The organism is Glutamicibacter sp. NPDC087673 (assembly GCF_044743255.1).
Lineage (GTDB): Bacteria > Actinomycetota > Actinomycetes > Actinomycetales > Micrococcaceae > Glutamicibacter.
Genome location: NZ_JBIUWB010000005.1, coordinates 299,125 through 316,932, shown reverse-complemented (window position 1 = coordinate 316,932; position 17,808 = coordinate 299,125). Strand labels below are relative to the sequence as shown.

The following is a 17,808-nucleotide window of genomic DNA, read 5'->3' as shown; positions in this document are numbered from 1 at the left end:
CTATTGAACGGTTGATTGCGGTAAATTCGGGGGGCCTAGAGGCCGAATCGGTCCAGCTCGCCCAGCTGCGCGCGCACGGCAGTGCGTGCCGCCTCGGCCGACTCGGCGTCCAAGGCCAGCTGGGACAGGCGCTGCGCAGTGGGCAGGTCTACGGTGCGCAGCACCGCGGCAACCGGTGCCAACGCCCGCTTGTTCATGGACAGGGTGTCCACGCCCAGGCCCACCAGCACCACGGCCAGCGCCGGGTCGGCAGCCGCTTCGCCGCACACCCCGACGGGTTTGCCGCCGGCCGCCTGCGCACCGGCGGCGGTGGCGGCCACCAGGTGCAGCACTGCCGGCTGCCAGGGGTCGTTGAGCTCGGCCAGGGCACCGAGCTGGCGGTCCGCGGCCATGGTGTACTGGGTCAAGTCGTTGGTGCCGATGGAGACGAAATCGCAGCGCTGCAGGATCTGGCCTGCCAGCACCGCCGCCGAAGGGACCTCGATCATGGTCCCGGCGGTGGCCAGGCCAGCGGCCTTGGCCAGCTGCGCGAATTCCTGCGCTTCGGACGCAGTGGAAATCATCGGCGCCATCACCCAGATTTCGGCCTGGTGCTCGCCGGCGGCTTGCGCGATGGCCTGCAGCTGGCGTTCGAGCACGCCCGGGCTGGACAGGTCGGTGCGGTAGCCGCGCACGCCGAGGGCCGGATTCGGCTCGCTGGCATCGGTCAGGAAGGGCAGCGGCTTGTCCGCTCCCGCATCCAAGGTGCGCACCACGACCTTGCGGCCGGGGAAGGCGGCGAAGACCGCACCGTAGGCTGCCACCTGCTCGTCATGGGAGGGCTCCTTGTCCTTGCCCAGGAAGCAGAACTCGGTACGCAGCAGGCCCACGCCCTCGGCGCCCGCCGCGGCGGCCAGCTGCGCGTCGTCGCCGCTGCCGACATTGGACAATAGCGGCACGCGGTGCCCGTCGCGCAGCTGCCCGGTGCCGGAGAACTCCGGCAGCGCCTCGCGGTTGGCGTAGGTGGCGGCCAGGTGCTCTTCGGCCTCGCCGGGACCGGTGATGACCAGCCCGTCGATGCCGTCCACGAAGACATGGTCCCCGTCGGCCAGCGCTGTGGTGCCGGCAGCGGCCACGATGGCCGGAAGGCCCAGCGAGCGCGCGATGATGGCGGTATGCGATTGCGGCCCGCCATCGGAGGTGACCAGCGCCAGGACCTTGGCCGGATCCAGCGTCGCGGTATCGGCCGGAGCCAGGTCCACCGCGGCGAGGATGAAGGGCTGGTCCGAGTCCGGGATGCCCGGGGCGGGCACGCCGCGCAGTTCGGCGACGATGCGCGAGCGCACATCGAGCACATCCCCGGCGCGTTCGGCCATGTAGCCGCCGAGCGCCGACAGCTGCGTGGCGACCGCGTCGGCGGCCTCCCAGATGGCCGATTCGGCGCAGGTGCCCGATGCCACCAGCCTGGTGGCCGACTTGAGCAGCGTGCGGTCGCTGGCCATCAGCGCGGTGGCCTTGAGCACGGCTTGGGCATCGCCGGTGGCCTGCGCCGCGCGTTCCTTGAGCTGCGCGGCGACCGCCTGCGTGGCCTCGGCCAGGCGCAGGGATTCGGCTTCCGCGCTGGAACCTGCTGGCAGGGGCGCGCCGTCGGCGGGCGGGAGGATGGGGTCGGGCATGCGGCGCACGGATCCGATGACCCGTCCGGCGCTGACGCCTACTCCGGTGAATTTCTGGCTCATGCTGCGGCCTTTGCCTCTTCAGCGGCCCGTGCGGGGGCCTTGCGGACATATTTCTTCAGGATGATCACCAGCGCCGCGGAAACCAGCGTGCCGATCACGGTGGCCACCAGGAACATCGGCCAGGTGCTGTCCATCGCGAAGAAGACGAAGATGCCGCCGTGCGGTGCCTGGGAGAGCACATCGAAGCTCATGATCAGCGAGCCGGTGACCCCGGCACCCACCATGGAGGCCGGGATGACGCGCAGCGGGTCGGCCGCGGCGAAGGGGATGGCGCCTTCGGAGATGAACGCGGCACCCAGCAGCCAGGCCGCCTTGCCGTTTTCGCGTTCCGCCCCGGTGAACAGCTTCGGGGACACCGCGGTGGCCAGGGCCATCGCCAGCGGCGGAACCATGCCGGCAGCCATCACGGCTGCCATGATCATCAGCGGGGCCGGGTTCTCGGCCACCGAACCGGCGCCCAAGCCGGCTACCGCGAAGGAATAAGCGACCTTGTTGATCGGCCCGCCCAAATCGATGGCCATCATCAGGCCCAGGACCAGGCCGAGGATCGCCGCCGCGGTGCCGGACATGCCCCCCAGCCAGCCGTTGAGGGCTTCGGTGAGCTGGGCAATCGGCCCGCCAAGGAACAGGAACATCAGGCCCGAAGCGATGATGGAACCGAGCAACGGCACGATGACCACTGGCATCAGGCCGCGCAGCCAGCGTGGCACGGTCCAGGAATTGATCCAGCGGCAGGCCAGGCCGGCGATAACGCCGCCGACGATGCCGCCAATGAACCCGGCTCCCATGAAGCCTGCCACGGCACCCGCGGTGAAGCCCGGGGCGATGCCCGGACGGTCGGCGTAGGCATAGGCGATGTAACCGCCCAGCGCCGGGACCAGGAAGCCCATGGACAGGCCACCGATCTTGAACGCCACCGCGCCGAGGTAGGCCAGCAAGCCAGCTTCCGGCAGATTGAACAGCGTATTTTCGGTCAAGTACTGGTCTGCTGCATCAGTGATGGCGTAGCCGCCGAGTAGGAAGCCCAGAGCGATCAGCAGGCCGCCACCGGCGACGAATGGGATCATGTAGGAGACACCGGTGAGCAGCGCGCGCTTCAGGCCAGCGCCGAAGCCCTCGGAAGCAGAATCCGTGGAGCGCTCGTTTGCCGTTTCGTTGCCGGCTGGTACCTTGCGGGCCGCCGGATCCTTGGCCGCGGCCAAGGCATCCTTGAGCAGCTTTTCGGGTTCATCCACACCGCGCTTGACTGGAACCTGGATCACTGGCTTGCCGGCGAACCGCGATTGGTCGCGCACGTCGACGTCCACCGCAAAGATCACCGCGTCGGCCTGGGTGATCAATGCCGGATCCAACGGCTTGGACCCCGAGGACCCCTGGGTTTCCACAGCGAAGTCAATGCCGAGTTCTTCGGCGGCCTGTGCCAGGGAATCGGCGGCCATGTAGGTGTGGGCGATGCCGGTCGGGCAGGCGGTGACGGCCACGATCTTCGGCCGCGCCGTGGCAGCGGGTGCAGCTGCTGGTGCAGCTGGTGCGGCGGGGGCATCGGAGAGTACTTCGGAGACCAACGCGACGATTTCCTCGTTGCTCCTGGCTGCACGCAGGGCCGCGGTGAAGGGTTTCTTCACCAGTGCGCGGGCCAGCTTGGAGAGCAGCTTCAGGTGCTCCTTGTCGGCGCCTTCCGGGGCGGCAATGAAGAAGACCAGATCTGCCGGGCCGTCCTTGGCACCGAAGTCCACCGGGGTGCCCAGCCGGGCCATGGCCAGGGTGGGAACGGTGACCGCTGCTGAGCGGCAATGCGGAATCGCGATGCCGCCGGGCACGCCGGTGGCCGTCTTCGCCTCGCGGGCCAAGGCATGCTCGGCCAATTCGGCAGCGCTGGCGGCTCGCCCGGCCTGCGTGATCTGCTGGGCCAGGTACTTGATGACGTCGGTACTCGTGGAACCTAGATGCGCATCCAGGGTGACGAGCCGGGTTTCGATCAGATCGCTCATGGTCAGGATCCTTGCCTTGGGGTGAGTTCGATGACGCTGACCGCATCGATGCGGAGGTCGGTTGGGGTTGGGATGCCGGAGCCGGGCAGCGAGGCCGCCGCGGTTCCGTAGGCGATGGCCTGGCGCAGCTTGAACGCCGGCAAGTGGCCTGCCGTGTCTGCCAGCAGATAGCCGGCCAGCGAGGAATCGCCGGCACCTACCGTGCTGCGCGGGGTGATCGGCTGCGGCCAGCCGTGCCAGCAGCCCTCGGCAGTGGCCAGTACCGCGCCGTGCGCACCCAGGGTGGTGAGCACCGCGGCCCCGGGGCGGCGCAGCAGCTTGGAGCTGGCGCGAGCGGCCAGCCCGGGGTCCGCTTCGAGCTGGGCTTCGCCCAGGTCCTCGCCCAGCAGCTCGGCAAGCTCTTCGGCGTTGGGCTTGACCAGATCCGGGATGTGGATCTCGTCGTGGGCGAAGAGCTGGCGCAGCGGCTCCCCAGAGGTGTCCACCGCAATCTTCGGGCACTTCGAGCCCAGCTGCTCGCGCAACGACGCGGTAAGCAGGGCGTAGTAGTTCGCCGGCACCCCGGGTGGCAGCGACCCTGCCATGACCAGCCAATCGGCGCCAGCGCAGGAATCGCGCACCAGCTCCGAGAGCTGCTCCAACGTGGCCGCGTCCAGCTCAGGACCGGCCTCGTTGATTTTGGTGGTCGATCCATCCGGCGAGGTCAGCGTCGTGTTGGTGCGCAGCGCAGCATTGATTTCCAGCGCCCGGTAGGGCAACTGGTCGGCGGCAAGGGCGGCAATGAGCGGATCGTTTCCAGCTCCGGGGAGTACAGCGAGGGTCCGCTGCCCGGCGGCGAGGATGGCCCGCGCAACATTCACGCCCTTGCCTGCGGCCTGCAGGTGGCTGCCAGCGGCCCGCTGCACCGCACCGGGCTGCAATGCGGCGACCAATTCGATGGTCTTGTCCAGCGCCGGGTTGACGGTCAGTGTGATAATCATGCGATCACCACCTCGACATCCGCCGCTTCCAGCGCAGCGGCAAGTTCAGTGCCGGGTTGCTGGTCGGTGACCAGGGTGTCGATGTCTTCGAGCCGGGCGAAGCAGACCAGGGTTTCCTGGTCGAATTTGGATCCGTCGGCCAGCAGCACCACGCGGCGGGCACTGGCGACCAGGGCGCGCTTGACGGCAGCTTCCAGCGGGTCCGGGGTGCTCAGGCCGAATCCTGCATGCAGCCCGTTGGTGCCGATGAAGGCGATGTCTGCCCGGTACTGGGAATACTCCTGCACGGTGCGGGCTCCGCTGGAGGCGCCGGTGATGCCGCGGACCCGCCCGCCGATCAGCTCCAAGGCGACATCCGGGCTGTGGACCAGCGCCGAGGCAATGGGCAGGGCGTGGGTGATGACCACCAGTCCGGTGCCCGCGGTGCTCTTGAGCATGCGCTCGGCCAGGATTTCCGTGGTGGTTCCCGCGTCGATGATGACCGAGGCATCGGAGACCGGCAGCAGGCTCAGCGCGCGCTGGGCGATGCGGGCCTTGGACTCTGAATGGATGGCGGTGCGCACCACGTAGCTTTCCTCGCGGGTGCTGGCTTCGGTGATGGTGACCGCTCCGCCGTGGACGCGGCGCAGGTAGTTCTCGGATTCCAGCTGGGCCAGATCCCGCCGCACGGTTTCCCGGGTGATATCGAAGCGCTGCGCGAGCTGGGCGACGGTTACTTTCCCGTCAGCTTCCAGCTGCTCAACGATCAGCCGGTGTCGTTCTTCGGCGAACATTCTTGCCTCCGCAATTCCTCATGACCTGCAACACATTGATCTGTGTTTCCATGACTTTATGCCCGATTATGTGGCATCGTCAAGTGAAAATCTGGGGAATCTTTGGCTTTAGTTGGTTTTGAGTGGGTTTGCTAGGGGTTATGCAGAATCAACGCTGGGAGATATGCGTAACCAAGGCAGCGTGCGACTCGATTCTTTCCTCCGGAAATCGCTAACTGTGCGGCCTCAGTTGACTGGAAACCCAGCTAATGAGCAAGACGTCTGTACGGCCAGGAACCAGGGCGGGCAGTTCATGAATTCGACAGGAATCATAGGTTGCCGGGCGAATGAGTTGCGTCAGGATGACGTGCCTGGATCAAGCCATGCCACTCTCCGCGCTTGAATGCGTTCGGTCGAGTTGGCTGAAATGCAACGGTCCTTTGTGCATTCCTTTTCTCTTCGGATGTTCCTCTGCCAAGGTATAACTTCGACCGGAACAGCGTGGAGGCGATCTGAGGCCAGCTCTGATATTTGCACTAGTGGGCGTCTGCTAAAGTCTTTCCGTTGGATTGGCATTTGGCGATGGATTCGTTAGTGCGTTCTCGCATGCTTCCTAGTTGCATTGGGGTCGAATTTACTTTGACGGTGAAAACCATGGGGCCCACCGGCAATCCCGGATCGGCGTCACTGCCATAGATGCCAGCGGCCCGCAGCTCGAGGTCGTATTCGCGAACTTCACCGGAGAGTTCGATTGTTATCTAGTTCGAGCGTTACTGCCGAACCAAGTTCGTGATCACCGAAGTAGCATCGGGGAAGTATCGCTTCGAGGGCTGTATCGAATTCGGCCCGTCCTACCAGCGAACCGAATAGCTCATTATGAATCCAGTGGCATCGCAGCGGAATCAAATGACGAGGAAGCCCTGGACTTGGTGATCGGCGCCTTAGCCTTGATTGATCCGCGAGGGGATCCGATGAGACTTGTCGTGGAGTCCCTGAAAAGCCTCTCGCGACTAACGAGGCCCGCACGATCCAACGAAATTAGTTGCGGCACATGGTTGGGAGATTCTAGGACTAGTGAGTTCTCAAGGATTCTCGTTCTCGGCTGGGGAGCGGTGCCCGGCGAGACTTCTCGCAACCATTGAGTTGAAAGATGTCTCTGGACGGGTGTCGAACTCTTTTGTTATTGACGAACTTGATTGGTGATTAGTGAGCACTCTCAGTCAGAATCAGCGCAGCTCGATAGCCATCTGACTCGAGACAAGACATGGCTTCTAGTTGCTGGAAAGCTATCGGTAGGCAGGTAGCATCCACCCAGCTCTCCCCGCTACTAACATCGACCCAAGGATCCTCGATGAGAATGACGGGACGTTCCGTGGAACCAGCCGTTCCATGGCAGAGTAGCCAGTGCGGAACATCGTAGCCGAGCATCTGCTGCAATGACACCAGCAACAAGACGCGGGCACCCTGACTTAATACTTTGTGAATCTGTGAGATTTCCATACGCATAGAGGTCACCGGCAACCCGGTAGCTTCTGCACGGCGGCGCGAGTCAGCCTGCAAGATGCCCCGCCAGCCACGTTCAACCTCGGGATAATAGTCGACGATTACTGGCTTATCGGTATCCAAAGACACCTGAACTGAGCTTGCTGGCCAGCGCTCAGCGATGGCCAGCCCGAGCCCCACGGGTTCGCAAGCCATGAAATTAGTCGCTTGACGCCACAGTAACAACTCGGCGGTACGCAGGCGATCCATCGTTGCAATGCTCATCGTTTCCCCGTGCGCGGCCAGCGCGGAAACCGCCGCGCAGGTGAAGTTCTCGCTTTGCTGGTAGTGCGAGGTACGCAGATATCGGGCTGGATGTGACCAGTGCACATAGCCGAATTTTGGAATCGATACCGACGCATCTGTGGTGAAGCGTGGAGCAGGCAACGACTGGAAACCCATTTGTTCAGCCAGGTCTGCGAGCCACGGTTCTTCCGACCAGCTTTCCCATTTCACGCAGGCCAGATCTTTTTCCCTGGCGTAGTCCAGCACCGCACGGACGAGCTCTTCATATGCAGCTGTGTCGCGGGCAAGAACCCCAGAGATCTTCACGTATGCAGTCGCCGAACGGGCGGTAAGCAATGCGGCACCGAGTATGGTGGCATCTGATGACTGTATCGTGAGCAGCCGAGCGTTGACCGTTGCCATGAGACTTTCCCACGGACCTGATATGCAACCCAGATGCCGTAGTTGCGCCGGGTGCTGCTCGGGGTCAAAGGCCTGGATTCTCGTTTGCCGGGCAGAGCGTTTCGCCATGATTCCTTACTATTAGGTGGGGTGGAGGCGGCGTCGGTTAGGATCCTCGCTTAACACCTAGGCGCGTGATCGGTACAAAAGCCAAATGAAGTACGGGGAGCCGAGTAACGACACGATCAGACCGGCGGGAATCTGTGCCGGCGCGATTGCGGTACGGCCCAAGGTATCGGCCAGGCAAACTAGCAAGGCTCCGAAAACCATGGACACCGGGATCGCCCGGTGATGGCGGGAACCCACCAACGACCGCGCCAGATGCGGGGCGATGAGTCCGACAAAGCCAACCACACCTACGGCCACGACGCTGAGTGCCGCAAGCAGCGCGGCAATGGACAATGAGACTAATCGGATGCGAATGGTCTTGACGCCCAGCACCCGGGGCAGGTCTTCGTCGATGGCTAGCAGGTCCAGCTTGCGTCCCATGAGCAGTACGACCGGAAGAGCTAATGCCAACACCGTCAGAACAGGTAACACGTCTGCGAACTGACGTCCATAAGTTGAGCCAGACAGCCAGGTGTAGATGCGCGGAGTTTCCCACGAATTAATGCTCAGCAGCAGGTAGGTGGTGACCGCAGAGAGCGTGTAGCCAGCACCGATGCCGATTAGCACAAAACGTTCAGGGGAGAATCCTCGACGCCAGGCTAGCGCGGTGATGGCAGCGAAGGTCGCGAGCCCGGCAATCACCGCAAAAATCACCAGTAGCGAGCGGGAACCGCCAAAGGCAGTGACCACTACAGCCGCGCCCAGCCCTGCCCCCGCGGTAATACCCAGGATTCCGGGCTCGGCCAATGGGTTTCGCACGGCGCCCTGCACCAAACAACCAGCCAGTCCTAAGGCGGCTCCGGCACCCAGCGCCGCGCTGGTCCGTGGTGCACGTTCGGAGAAGGCTCGGGCAATGAGCTTGGGCGCATCATCCTGGAACCACAAGGCGAGATCTCCCAGCTTGAGTAACATGCTCCCGGCCAAAAGGCCTAGAATCACGGCTCCCAACAGCAAACTGAATCCCAGCGTCATGGTGAGAACGAATCGGCGGTTGCTGCGCAATTTGCTTGCTACCTGTAACGGGTTGCGGGAGCTGGAAGCTTCGGGCAGTCGCATTGCCAAGATGATGATCAGCACCCCGCCCAGGATCGCGGTGGGAACTCCAGTAGGAATGGAAGCCGCACCTTGCGCACCGAGCGAGGCACGAAGCGAAACATCGGCCAGCAGGATCAGTAGCGCACCAATCAGGCCGGTGGCGGGGAGCAAGAACAGTTGACGGCGCAAGACTACCAGGCGGCGCGACAGCAGTCGGGCGAGCACGGGGGCGCCAAGCCCTACAAAAGCAATCGGGCCGGACAGCGAAACGGAAACGCCGGTGAGCAGCACAGCACACAGGACGGCGAGAGTGCGGGTTGAGCGCACCGGGATGCCGAGCACCGCAGCGTTTTCATCACCCAAGGACAGGACATCCAGTCGGCGAGAGAGCAAGAGGCAGATGGCCAGCACCACCAAGATCACTGGCAGACTGCGCAAGAATGCATCGAGATTTAATTGGGCCAGCGACCCTGAACCCCAGGCATACAGTCCAGTCGTATTTTCCTTGAACAGCAGTAAAATGATTCCGCTGCCTGCTTCCAACGCCATGGCGATGGCAGAGCCAGCGAGGATCAACCGGGTGGTGGCGGTTCCCGCGCTGCGCCCAGAGATAGCCAATACGATCCCGGCGGCGAGCAGCCCGCCAGCGAATGCGAGAGTGCTGGAAGCCAGCGTGGACATGCTTATTCCCAAGGCAGCAGCCACGCTCAACGCGAAGAATGCACCAGAGGTGACAGCCAATGTGTCCGGCGAGGCCAGCGGGTTGCGGGTGACGGATTGGAGCAATGAACCTGCCACCCCCAAAGCCAGACCAACGGCGGCACCCGCACAGAGGCGCGGTAGCCGGGAGCCGGTGAAGATCTCGGCGGCTCCTACCCCTCCGATACGGGTGTCATCTCCGGTGAGTGCGCGTAGCAGTTCACCCAAACCAATACCGGAGGTCCCCTGGGTGAGGTGCCAAGCACCCACCAGCAGTACCGCTGCCGCTAAGGCGGCGAGCAGACCTAGGCCAGTGGCGAGACGGGTACCGGTGACTGGCGCGGGGGAATAACCAGGGCCGGTCATTCGGATGCCGACCCTGCTGTCCACGATGTGTCGCTCTGCTGATTTTTCAGCGGTTTTCATTTCAGTTGTACGCTACTTGGCTTCCGAGGCGGAGGTCAGTGCATCGGTGAAGGCATCTACCGCTTGACTGGTGGATTTCGGCCCGCCGGCACCCCAGATGTTTGGGAACTGGAAGGTCCGGCCATCCTTGACTGCGGTCAAGTTGTTCCAGATCTCGCTGGATTCCAGCTCGGTGGTCCACCCGGTGCCTGCGTCGTTGGAGTAGAACAGGTTGACGTCGCCAACGCCCGCTAGGCCTTCTATGTCCGTCTGGGCCAGTCCGTATTCTTTGTTCACGCCGCCGGATCCGAAGGACTTGTTGATGTCATCGTTCCAAGCTGGGCTCAGGCCCAGTTCCTTGCCAAGCTCTGTGAACAGAGCCCCGTCAGTGTATGGACGAATCGTCAGGTTGGAGCCGTCAACCCAACCGTCGAAGAAGAGGAAGTCGGTGGTTTCCAACTTCACCTCGGAGACTTCCTGTTTTTTCTGCGCCAAGTGGGCGTCGAATTCGTTGAGCACTAACGCAGCACGCTCGGTGCGGCCGGTGGCTTCGGCGACCTGTGAGAAGACTTTTTTCATGTTGCCGATGGGATCCGCAGAATCGTTGCCCTTGACCGCCAATACGGGAACGTCGCCCTTATCAAGCTGCGACAGCACGGGGTCTTCTTCACTAAAAGCGTCCACGATGATTAAGTCGGGGTCCAGCGCGTAGATCGAATCCAGATCTGGCTCGCCACGTTCACCCACCGAAGCAACACCCTCAGGCAGCTCCTCTGCAGTGACGTAGGTGCTATATCCATCTGGGGAAGCGACGCCCACCGGAGTGACGCACAAGGTTAGTACATCTTCAATTTCCTGCCATTCGAGCACCACCACGCGCTCGGCTGGTTTATCCAATTCAAGTGTGCGGCCCAGATCATCGGTCATAGATACCGGATCTGTGCTAGTGGCGGTGGTGTCATTCGCGCAACTTGCGGATGCGGCAGCGGGGCTCCGTTCGGCACCAGCGCTGCTAATGTCCGTGGTACCGCAAGCGGTGGCTGAGAACAACAGTGCTAGAGCGGCCGCTGAAGTGACTGCATTTCGAGCGAGTGTAGGCATAGGTTTTCCCTTGTAATTATATGTTTCGGTGGTAGAAAGAAAGTGGTTAGCTCATCCGGTGGCGGCTAACCGGTTCGATGCGCAACAATCCATTCTGCTTATCAGAGAGGACCTGCACAGGGATCTCATAGACCTCCGAGAGGTTATCTGCGGTGAGGACCTCAGCGGGGGTTCCTGAGACGTATACCCGGCCGTGTTTCATCAGCACCAGCCGATCAGCCAACGCGGCGGCTTGATTCAGGTCATGCAGGACGATGCCGATGGCTAGCCGATCTTGACGGGCTAGATCATGGACCAGATCTAGGGTCTCGACCTGATATCTCAAGTCGAGGTGATTGGTCGGCTCGTCGAGAAGCACCACATTGGTTTGCTGTGCCAAGCACACGGCCAACCAGACACGTTGAAGTTCTCCACCGGATAGTTCCCCAGCTGCCTTCCGGGACATCGAGGTAGTGCCAGTCAGTTCCATGGCCGAGGCAATCGCCGCATGATCCGTATCGGATAGCCCCGAGAAACCGCGCCGATATGGATGGCGACCGAAGGCGACGATATCTGCCACGGCTAACCCTTCCGGGGTGGCGTGGGACTGCGCGAAGAGCGTAACTTCGTGGGCGAATGTTCGTCCATTCAGCGTGCTAATTTCGCGGGCCTCCCCGTGAGAATTGGAGAGCGTGATCACCCCCGCGGCGCGCTCATGCAACCTTGCCATGGAACGGAGAAGTGTGGATTTCCCGCTGCCATTGGGTCCAATGAGTGCGGTGACTTCACCCGGGGATAAACGGATGGAAGCACCGTCCACTACAGTGCTTTTGCCGTAGCGCAGCACTACCTCGTGGGCGAGCATCGTTCCGGCTGCGGCGGATGCTGCTCCGGACGCCACGTCTAGCATGCGTAAGGAACGGATTGAATACGTCCGATTTGAATAGGTATTTTCACTTAGGTAAGTCTAAGTTAACTAATCGATGTCAGCAATCGATGATTTCTGACAGTGCATCCGGCTTTTCGGTCACCTATTCACATTTGCTAAGGTGAATTTGCCAGGTGTGGAGCCCATGGTGCGTCGAAAAGCGTCGATAAAAGTACTCGGCTGCGCGTAGCCCAGCATTTCAGAGATGTCTTGGACGCCTTCACCGTTGGTGAGCAGCTCCAGGGCGCGATGAATTTTCACCGCTTGACGCCACTGGGCAAAGGATAAGCCGGTTGCTTCGCGGAAGACTCGCGTGATGGTTCGTGAGCTGATTCCAGCATCTACCGCCCATCGCTCGAGAGATCGGTTATCCGCAGGGTTGGCTAGTAAACGGTTGGCAATGCCATGGATACGAGGGTCATCGGGCAAGCGCAGCGCTAGCTGATGAGCTGATGGTTTGAGTACGTCGAAAACTACAGCCTCCGCACGCGCTCTGGCTTCTTGGCTCAGTTCCCGACTGGATAAATGGACCAGCAACGACTTAAGCAACGGTTTCATGTCGATCACTGTAGGGGTACTGAATGGGGTGGTGGTTCGTTCAGGGGAAAAGAACGCGCTGAAAAGTTCTACATGTGCGGTCAGGCGTCCACCGTGCAGCGCTCCGGACGGAATCCACAGACCATGACCCTCGGAGACCGTAAAAATCTGTCCTTCGATTTGAGCGGTGAGTGTCCCATCTTGGGTCCATAAGAGCTCATGGGCCAGGTGCGAATGAGGCTCCCACTCCGTAGAGACCTCAATGGTGTGCGTTTCGCTCAGAATCACAAATGATGAGGTCGCATCGCTAGGCAAGGCAGTTGCTTGCACTAGAGCAGTACCTGGTTCACGGGACCAAGTACCAAGCCCGATGGTCGAGGTAGGAGGGGAAGTCATATTTGCAGTATAGAAAGTATTCGGCATGACATAGCAAGTTTCATGTGAGATCTACCGAACCCCTTGAAGAACGGTTCAATAATCGCGTGCCAAAATTCTACGGATCGGCTACTAAACCAAATACATTTCACCCCCAACTGGTTCAATCAGGAATCTAGGCTGCGTTCGGTTACCCACAGAAGGCTATTCCAGTGTGTAGTACTCAAGCATGTCATCACGTTTTTCCAGTCTGAATCCTCGACTGGTGAGCAGTCGGGTTGAAGCAGTGTTAGCCGGAGCTACGCGGGCACTGAATTTCGTAATTCCGTATATCTTGGGAATTGAAATCAGGGTGCTATCGAGCACGGCTCCACCAACTCCTCGCCCCCATTGATCTGGAGATACCCAGTAACCGACCTCCACGCAACTTTCCTGCCGGGTGCAAAACACGAGGCCCACTGCTGCATTTGCTTCAGTAGCTAGGAACCATCGAGAGCCCCCCACAGTGTCGAGTGGTTCATGTTGGAGGGATTGCTTAACGCAGGCGTTGATGGTTTGCCGGTCCCATGGCTCCCCATACCCAATAAAACGAGCTACACGTTCATCCGAGGCCATGCTGGCAAAGAATTCGGTGTCTGCGCTGCGAAATGGACGCAGGGTAATTGATTGTGAGCGCGACATCCAAAGCCTTTCGATGTCGTAAATTTAAAAAACTCTTAAATGCATTAAACAGTACTAGACCTACCTATGGCGCTCTTATTTCAAATAGAGGTCAATGAGCGCTCAGAATCCCGCGCCGACCGCGCCGAGCGTCCCATAGCGGAAACCGAAGAACACGGCCCAGTGAAACGGTCCACAACGAGAACCTGCGCAAAGAACTGTTGAAGGTGAAACGGGAGAACGGCTTCATAAAAGTTGTCGGCGCCTATCGCGCCTCGAACAGTAAGGAGTAAGCGCGGTCTTAGACTTCATCGAAGCCCACATAGGCGAGTATCCAGTGAACTGGATGGGCAGGAAACCCAGAATTCCAGGGGCAGTCACTACCGATGTCTGAACGCCTGCCAAGAGCTGAGCGAAGCCTAAGTCCTGCGAGCACACCGCACGAAACTGCTCCAGGACGAGTGTGAGGCGTCCAACCAGGTCGCCGGTGGCGGACAATCAGTGGATTTGATCCGCAAAAACCATGAGGAAGACCTCTCGACATCCACGGTGATGTCGCTCATGAAAGAGCTGAGAATCCGGGCCAGGCGGATGAGCGCCTTCAAAACCACGACCGTGCGTGAGCGCCAATCCCGGACGGTGCGTATAGAAAACCATAGGGTCGACAATCTCGGCATGCGTGACTTCCGCTCCTCGCGGCTTGCGGCGAAACTGTTAGGCGATATTGCCTGCCTGCGCGCCGGTGAAGGCTGGTTGTATTTGGCGACGGTGATCGATTTGAATTCGCGACAGATCGTGGGCTGGTCAATGGGTAAGAACATGTAAACGTAGTTGGCCATTGACGCGAGGGGGCTTGCTGCGTCGCAGGCGTTCATCCAGTTTGGTAGTGTGTTCCATTCAGACCGAGGCCCCAATGTACCTCGGCGCGTTCCAGAGGTGGTGTGCTGCGCACAGGGTGCAGTAGTCGACGGGACGCGCCGGGGTGTCCCTGGGATAATTCCGTCGCCGAGTCAGCCTTCTGGACGATCAAGAAGGAAATGTTCCACCACAGGTTCTTCAGCAGCAGGGTGGCTGCGTGTGCCGCAGTGAAGGAGTGCATCGCGGTTTGGTACAACCGGAAGCGCCCGTATACGGCAAATGGCGGAGTTAGCCCCCAGGCGGTTCTGGACTCGTATCAGGAAAGGGATCCTCTAGCTTTGACGGCTTGAGGAAATGTACAAAAAGATCAAAGTTCGTGTCCCAAAAACTTGACCAGCTCAGGAGCGAGCTCATCCCTTATGAGCTAACAATCGACGACACTGGCAAGATCCAAAACATCGTAGTGAAGGATGATGAGTATCTTGTCTCGCAGTCTGCGGCACTAGCTCTAACTACCGAAGAAGAGGAAATCGAAGTTGACCCCACTGTCCCTGGCAGCGAGGAGGACAGTGGGGCATTAATCAATCCTCTCCCCCTGAACGTCGCCGAAATGGCGGCTTCAAAGCTTAGTTCGTCCAACAAGACGAAAGTTGCAAACTACGCAATCAAGTGGGCTAAGTCGTACAATCCTGCCTATAAGAGGCACGGCTACGACTGTACTAATTTCGCTTCCCAAGCGCTTTATGCAGGTGGATGGAAGAAAATTGAAGGCTACTACAAGAGCAACTCGAAATGGTTTGGCAATGGTGTCATGACCAGCTGGACTTGGAGCGGTGCTGAAAATTTCTATCGTTTTGCCCGGAATGAATCAAAGCGGGCTTCACGTCTTGCCAGTGTCTACAGCCTCGTTCCTGGAGATATCCTTCAGTACAAAACGAACGGTGCCAAGATTAAGAATATGACGCACACCATGGTGACCACTAAGAAAATCAATGGTGTCCCATACCTCTCGTACCACAGCAACGCTACTTTGAATAAGCCCTTCACTCAGCTGAAACCACTGAATGTAACTTGGTACGCGCATAGGATCTAGTCGTACAGCTCATTCGATTTGCAAAGGTCATTTGTGTACGAAAAACGCATCTCAAAGATTATTGCCCCACTACTGCTGTTTCCGCTAGCTCTTTCGGCAGCAGGGTGTTCAGCCGATAGGAAGCAGGCTTGTGACGGAGGAAAACCCGTCAGCGATCCACAGGAAGCAGTTCGAGTACTACTTGAGGCTGCAGAAACAACTGACCATGACAAAGCGTGTTCAGTGATCATGGACAAATTAGACGAAACAGTCATGAACACACAGCTAGCTGCGCTGAAGACCGACATGGATTCGGTAGAAGTCACCTCATCCAACTTCACGATGGTCGAGTTCGAGCGCGGCGGTCCAGCACACTTCTACCATGTGTATGCTGATCAGCCTGATAAGTCCGTGGACCTTACGTTCATGGACGTTGGCAAAGGATCGCGAATAGTATTTGGCGAAAACTACTGAGTCACTACCGTATTATCAAGCCCCGCGATAAGGACGTAGACCCTGAATCTCATTCAGGGTCTGCGTCCATTCAGCTGATTGCTCATCGATATGAGCAGGGGTCGGTGCTGGTGACCTCGAATATGCCTTTCGGCCGGTGGGGTGAGGTTTTCGGTAATGATGTTGTTGCTTCGGCGATGCTTGATCGTTTGGTTCATCATGCGGAGGTGTTGTCTTTGGCTGGGGATTCATATCGGGTGAAGAACCGTCAGGATCTGCTGCGCAACGCTGAGCAGGTATAGAACAAATTGGGTGTGGAGGGGTCAATTTTCGATTGGCGGTAGGGGGTCAATTTTCAGTTAGCGTTGATAAACTTTGGCTACAAATCCCGCTGTGGGTTCTGAACATGCGAGCATTCCCCGTTCAGGATAGTCGTGGACGTTAGACGCAGGCTAGGTATGCCATGAGGTTCTCGTCCCGTTGAACACCCTGGGTCCTCGCAAGCTCGTCTCCAGGGTGTGTCGGGCGTCCGCTGGCGTGTCCGGTTGGTGGCCCGGACTTCGTCCGGTCTTTTCCTGTTTTTGCTGCTGTCCTTCGGAGTGTACGGGCCACCTCCAAACCCACAAGCCACTCGCTGCGCTTCGGGCGTGCTCCACCAGAAATTCTTGGTCCGCGCTCCTTCGTCGCTTCTTTCGGCCCAAGATTTTCGTGGATTGCGCACCCCTGACGGGTTGATGGGTTTCCGGCTGGCCCCGCTTCATTTCTTTTCGCCAGCAGGCAGAAAAACAACCGGGGGAGGGCTTCGACGGGAGGCTGGCAATCTGCCCCACTTTCCGTGAAGCGAAAGGATGCAAAAACCTATGCAGACCACGACCAAAGACAGCCGCGAAACCGTTACCGTCCCGGCAACTGTCGAGCGCGACATGTACGGCGAAATGTATGACTGGATGGAATCGCTGGCCGGTACCGGGTGGTACGAAGTTCCAGGGTGGGGACGCGACGGATGGGACCTGGGATCCTGGCCTTACATCATCTTCGCCGCGACGAAGACGACCGATGAAACCGGGAAGTTGTGCGGATACACCACCTACGTGGAAGGCGACGTAACTGGTCAAAAGAACTAGGCCGTCCGGCAGAACGCTCCGATTATGGACAAGGGGAGCAACAGCTAGGAAGCCTTTTTGGTTTCCTTGGTAGCAAACCAGCCGGGCAAGCTAATCAGCAGCCCCACGACACCAACAATCGCCACCACCCAAAGAGCCGGGGCAGGCCATGAGTCCAGGTTGTTCTCATCCATGATGACCCCCGTAGAATACAGGGCAATCCCGCTGCATACCAAGGCAGTCAAGCTCATCCCGAGGGCCACGGACCATAGGGTTCTTCGATTTGCATCCACTGTCTGCTCCTTCGTATCTCCAGTCAACTGGCGCACTTCCAAGGAAGCTTCTGCTTCCGGAGAATTCTGAATAGTGCGTCAACCCAGAGTACTGTCTCCGATGCCTCTTAGCTGGGTGCCGCAGAGGGAATCCTCGCCCAGAGAAATTTCAACTCCGTGCAGCATTGAGGGTGCGGCGCAATGCTATTGCGAGATGCTGGAATGTTCTCGGGCCAGGGGAATTGAGTTTTCATATAGCAGTGCGGGCGGGATTTTTCTTCTTTCGTTCGCGCTCGTAGCGAATCGAAATCGATTCTCTCTGCCTGTTTTAGGGTTGGGTCGTTTGGCCTTGCGTTGCAGTGCTGTGGTTTGCAGATTTTTCGATCTGTGATTGAACGCGTCGAGCACTTCGGGGCCACACCCACGGCATGCCGTGGGCCAATTGCGTCGACCATGGTTCGTCAGAGGTCTTGTTCTTCCTTCGGAATGCTCCGTGCAAAAGTTCAGCGTCGTTGACCAAACCGGCCGATTCCGGGGAATTGCCGCAGAAAAA

The 17,808-nt window shown here is 59.7% G+C and carries 15 protein-coding genes and 1 pseudogene; 5 read left to right on the top strand and 11 right to left on the bottom strand.

Translation table 11 applies throughout. From position 1 onward, the window contains the following. Window positions 1-35 precede the first annotated feature (35 nt). The 10 genes from ptsP to ACIOTL_RS13850 form a co-directional block, all read right to left on the bottom strand. Window positions 36-1,718 (bottom strand): phosphoenolpyruvate--protein phosphotransferase, encoded by a 1,683-nt coding sequence (ptsP, locus tag ACIOTL_RS13895; protein WP_105662633.1) that lies wholly within the window; start codon window positions 1,716-1,718, stop codon window positions 36-38. Further along, a complete protein-coding gene (locus tag ACIOTL_RS13890) occupies window positions 1,715-3,709 on the bottom strand; it encodes a fructose-specific PTS transporter subunit EIIC (RefSeq protein ID WP_388024611.1) in 1,995 nt (664 codons plus the stop codon). The genes ptsP and ACIOTL_RS13890 overlap by 4 nt, the downstream gene beginning before the upstream one ends. Window positions 3,710-3,711: 2 nt before the next feature. Then, complete coding sequence (locus tag ACIOTL_RS13885; protein WP_105662631.1) at window positions 3,712-4,689, bottom strand: 1-phosphofructokinase family hexose kinase; 978 nt, start codon at window positions 4,687-4,689, stop codon at window positions 3,712-3,714. Then, entirely contained in the window at window positions 4,686-5,462 is a 777-nt protein-coding gene (locus tag ACIOTL_RS13880; RefSeq protein ID WP_133834940.1) for a DeoR/GlpR family DNA-binding transcription regulator, read from the bottom strand. Before ACIOTL_RS13880 ends, ACIOTL_RS13885 begins: the two co-directional genes overlap by 4 nt. Window positions 5,463-6,644: 1,182 nt before the next feature. Then, window positions 6,645-7,739 (bottom strand): peptidase C39 family protein, encoded by a 1,095-nt coding sequence (locus tag ACIOTL_RS13875; RefSeq protein ID WP_388063420.1) that lies wholly within the window; start codon window positions 7,737-7,739, stop codon window positions 6,645-6,647. Between the two features lie 57 nt (window positions 7,740-7,796). Further along, the gene (locus tag ACIOTL_RS13870) at window positions 7,797-9,938 is read right to left on the bottom strand and encodes an iron ABC transporter permease (protein WP_388024607.1); all 2,142 of its coding nucleotides are present in this window, start codon (window positions 9,936-9,938) and stop codon (window positions 7,797-7,799) included. A 12-nt stretch (window positions 9,939-9,950) separates the two neighbouring features. Beyond that, window positions 9,951-10,844, bottom strand: coding sequence for an ABC transporter substrate-binding protein (locus ACIOTL_RS13865; protein ID WP_332488347.1), 894 nt, complete (start codon window positions 10,842-10,844; stop codon window positions 9,951-9,953). Between the two features lie 220 nt (window positions 10,845-11,064). After that, window positions 11,065-11,907, bottom strand: coding sequence for an ABC transporter ATP-binding protein (locus ACIOTL_RS13860; RefSeq protein ID WP_400343156.1), 843 nt, complete (start codon window positions 11,905-11,907; stop codon window positions 11,065-11,067). A 117-nt stretch (window positions 11,908-12,024) separates the two neighbouring features. After that, window positions 12,025-12,858, bottom strand: coding sequence for an AraC family transcriptional regulator (locus ACIOTL_RS13855; protein ID WP_400343154.1), 834 nt, complete (start codon window positions 12,856-12,858; stop codon window positions 12,025-12,027). Between the two features lie 183 nt (window positions 12,859-13,041). Then, window positions 13,042-13,518, bottom strand: coding sequence for a GNAT family N-acetyltransferase (locus ACIOTL_RS13850; protein WP_105657939.1), 477 nt, complete (start codon window positions 13,516-13,518; stop codon window positions 13,042-13,044). A 111-nt stretch (window positions 13,519-13,629) separates the two neighbouring features. Here ACIOTL_RS13850 and ACIOTL_RS13845 point away from each other — a divergent pair. From ACIOTL_RS13845 to ACIOTL_RS13825, 5 genes and pseudogenes are all read left to right on the top strand, one after another. Then, a pseudogene (locus ACIOTL_RS13845) lies at window positions 13,630-14,705 on the top strand (IS3 family transposase); the annotation flags it as partial. 26 nt (window positions 14,706-14,731) lie between these two features. Then, the gene (locus ACIOTL_RS13840) at window positions 14,732-15,448 is read left to right on the top strand and encodes an amidase domain-containing protein (RefSeq protein ID WP_400343153.1); all 717 of its coding nucleotides are present in this window, start codon (window positions 14,732-14,734) and stop codon (window positions 15,446-15,448) included. A 33-nt stretch (window positions 15,449-15,481) separates the two neighbouring features. Then, window positions 15,482-15,901 carry a hypothetical protein gene (locus ACIOTL_RS13835; RefSeq protein WP_105662623.1) on the top strand — a complete coding sequence of 140 codons (420 nt, stop codon included), beginning with the start codon at window positions 15,482-15,484 and terminating at the stop codon, window positions 15,899-15,901. Further along, a complete protein-coding gene (locus ACIOTL_RS13830; RefSeq protein ID WP_400343232.1) occupies window positions 15,871-16,182 on the top strand; it encodes an ATP-binding protein in 312 nt (103 codons plus the stop codon). The genes ACIOTL_RS13835 and ACIOTL_RS13830 overlap by 31 nt, the downstream gene beginning before the upstream one ends. 558 nt (window positions 16,183-16,740) lie before the next feature. After that, window positions 16,741-17,004, top strand: coding sequence for a hypothetical protein (locus tag ACIOTL_RS13825; protein ID WP_286134701.1), 264 nt, complete (start codon window positions 16,741-16,743; stop codon window positions 17,002-17,004). 44 nt (window positions 17,005-17,048) lie between these two features. Here ACIOTL_RS13825 and ACIOTL_RS13820 read toward each other — a convergent pair whose 3' ends face one another. After that, window positions 17,049-17,276 (bottom strand): hypothetical protein, encoded by a 228-nt coding sequence (locus ACIOTL_RS13820; protein ID WP_146112981.1) that lies wholly within the window; start codon window positions 17,274-17,276, stop codon window positions 17,049-17,051. Window positions 17,277-17,808 lie beyond the last annotated feature (532 nt).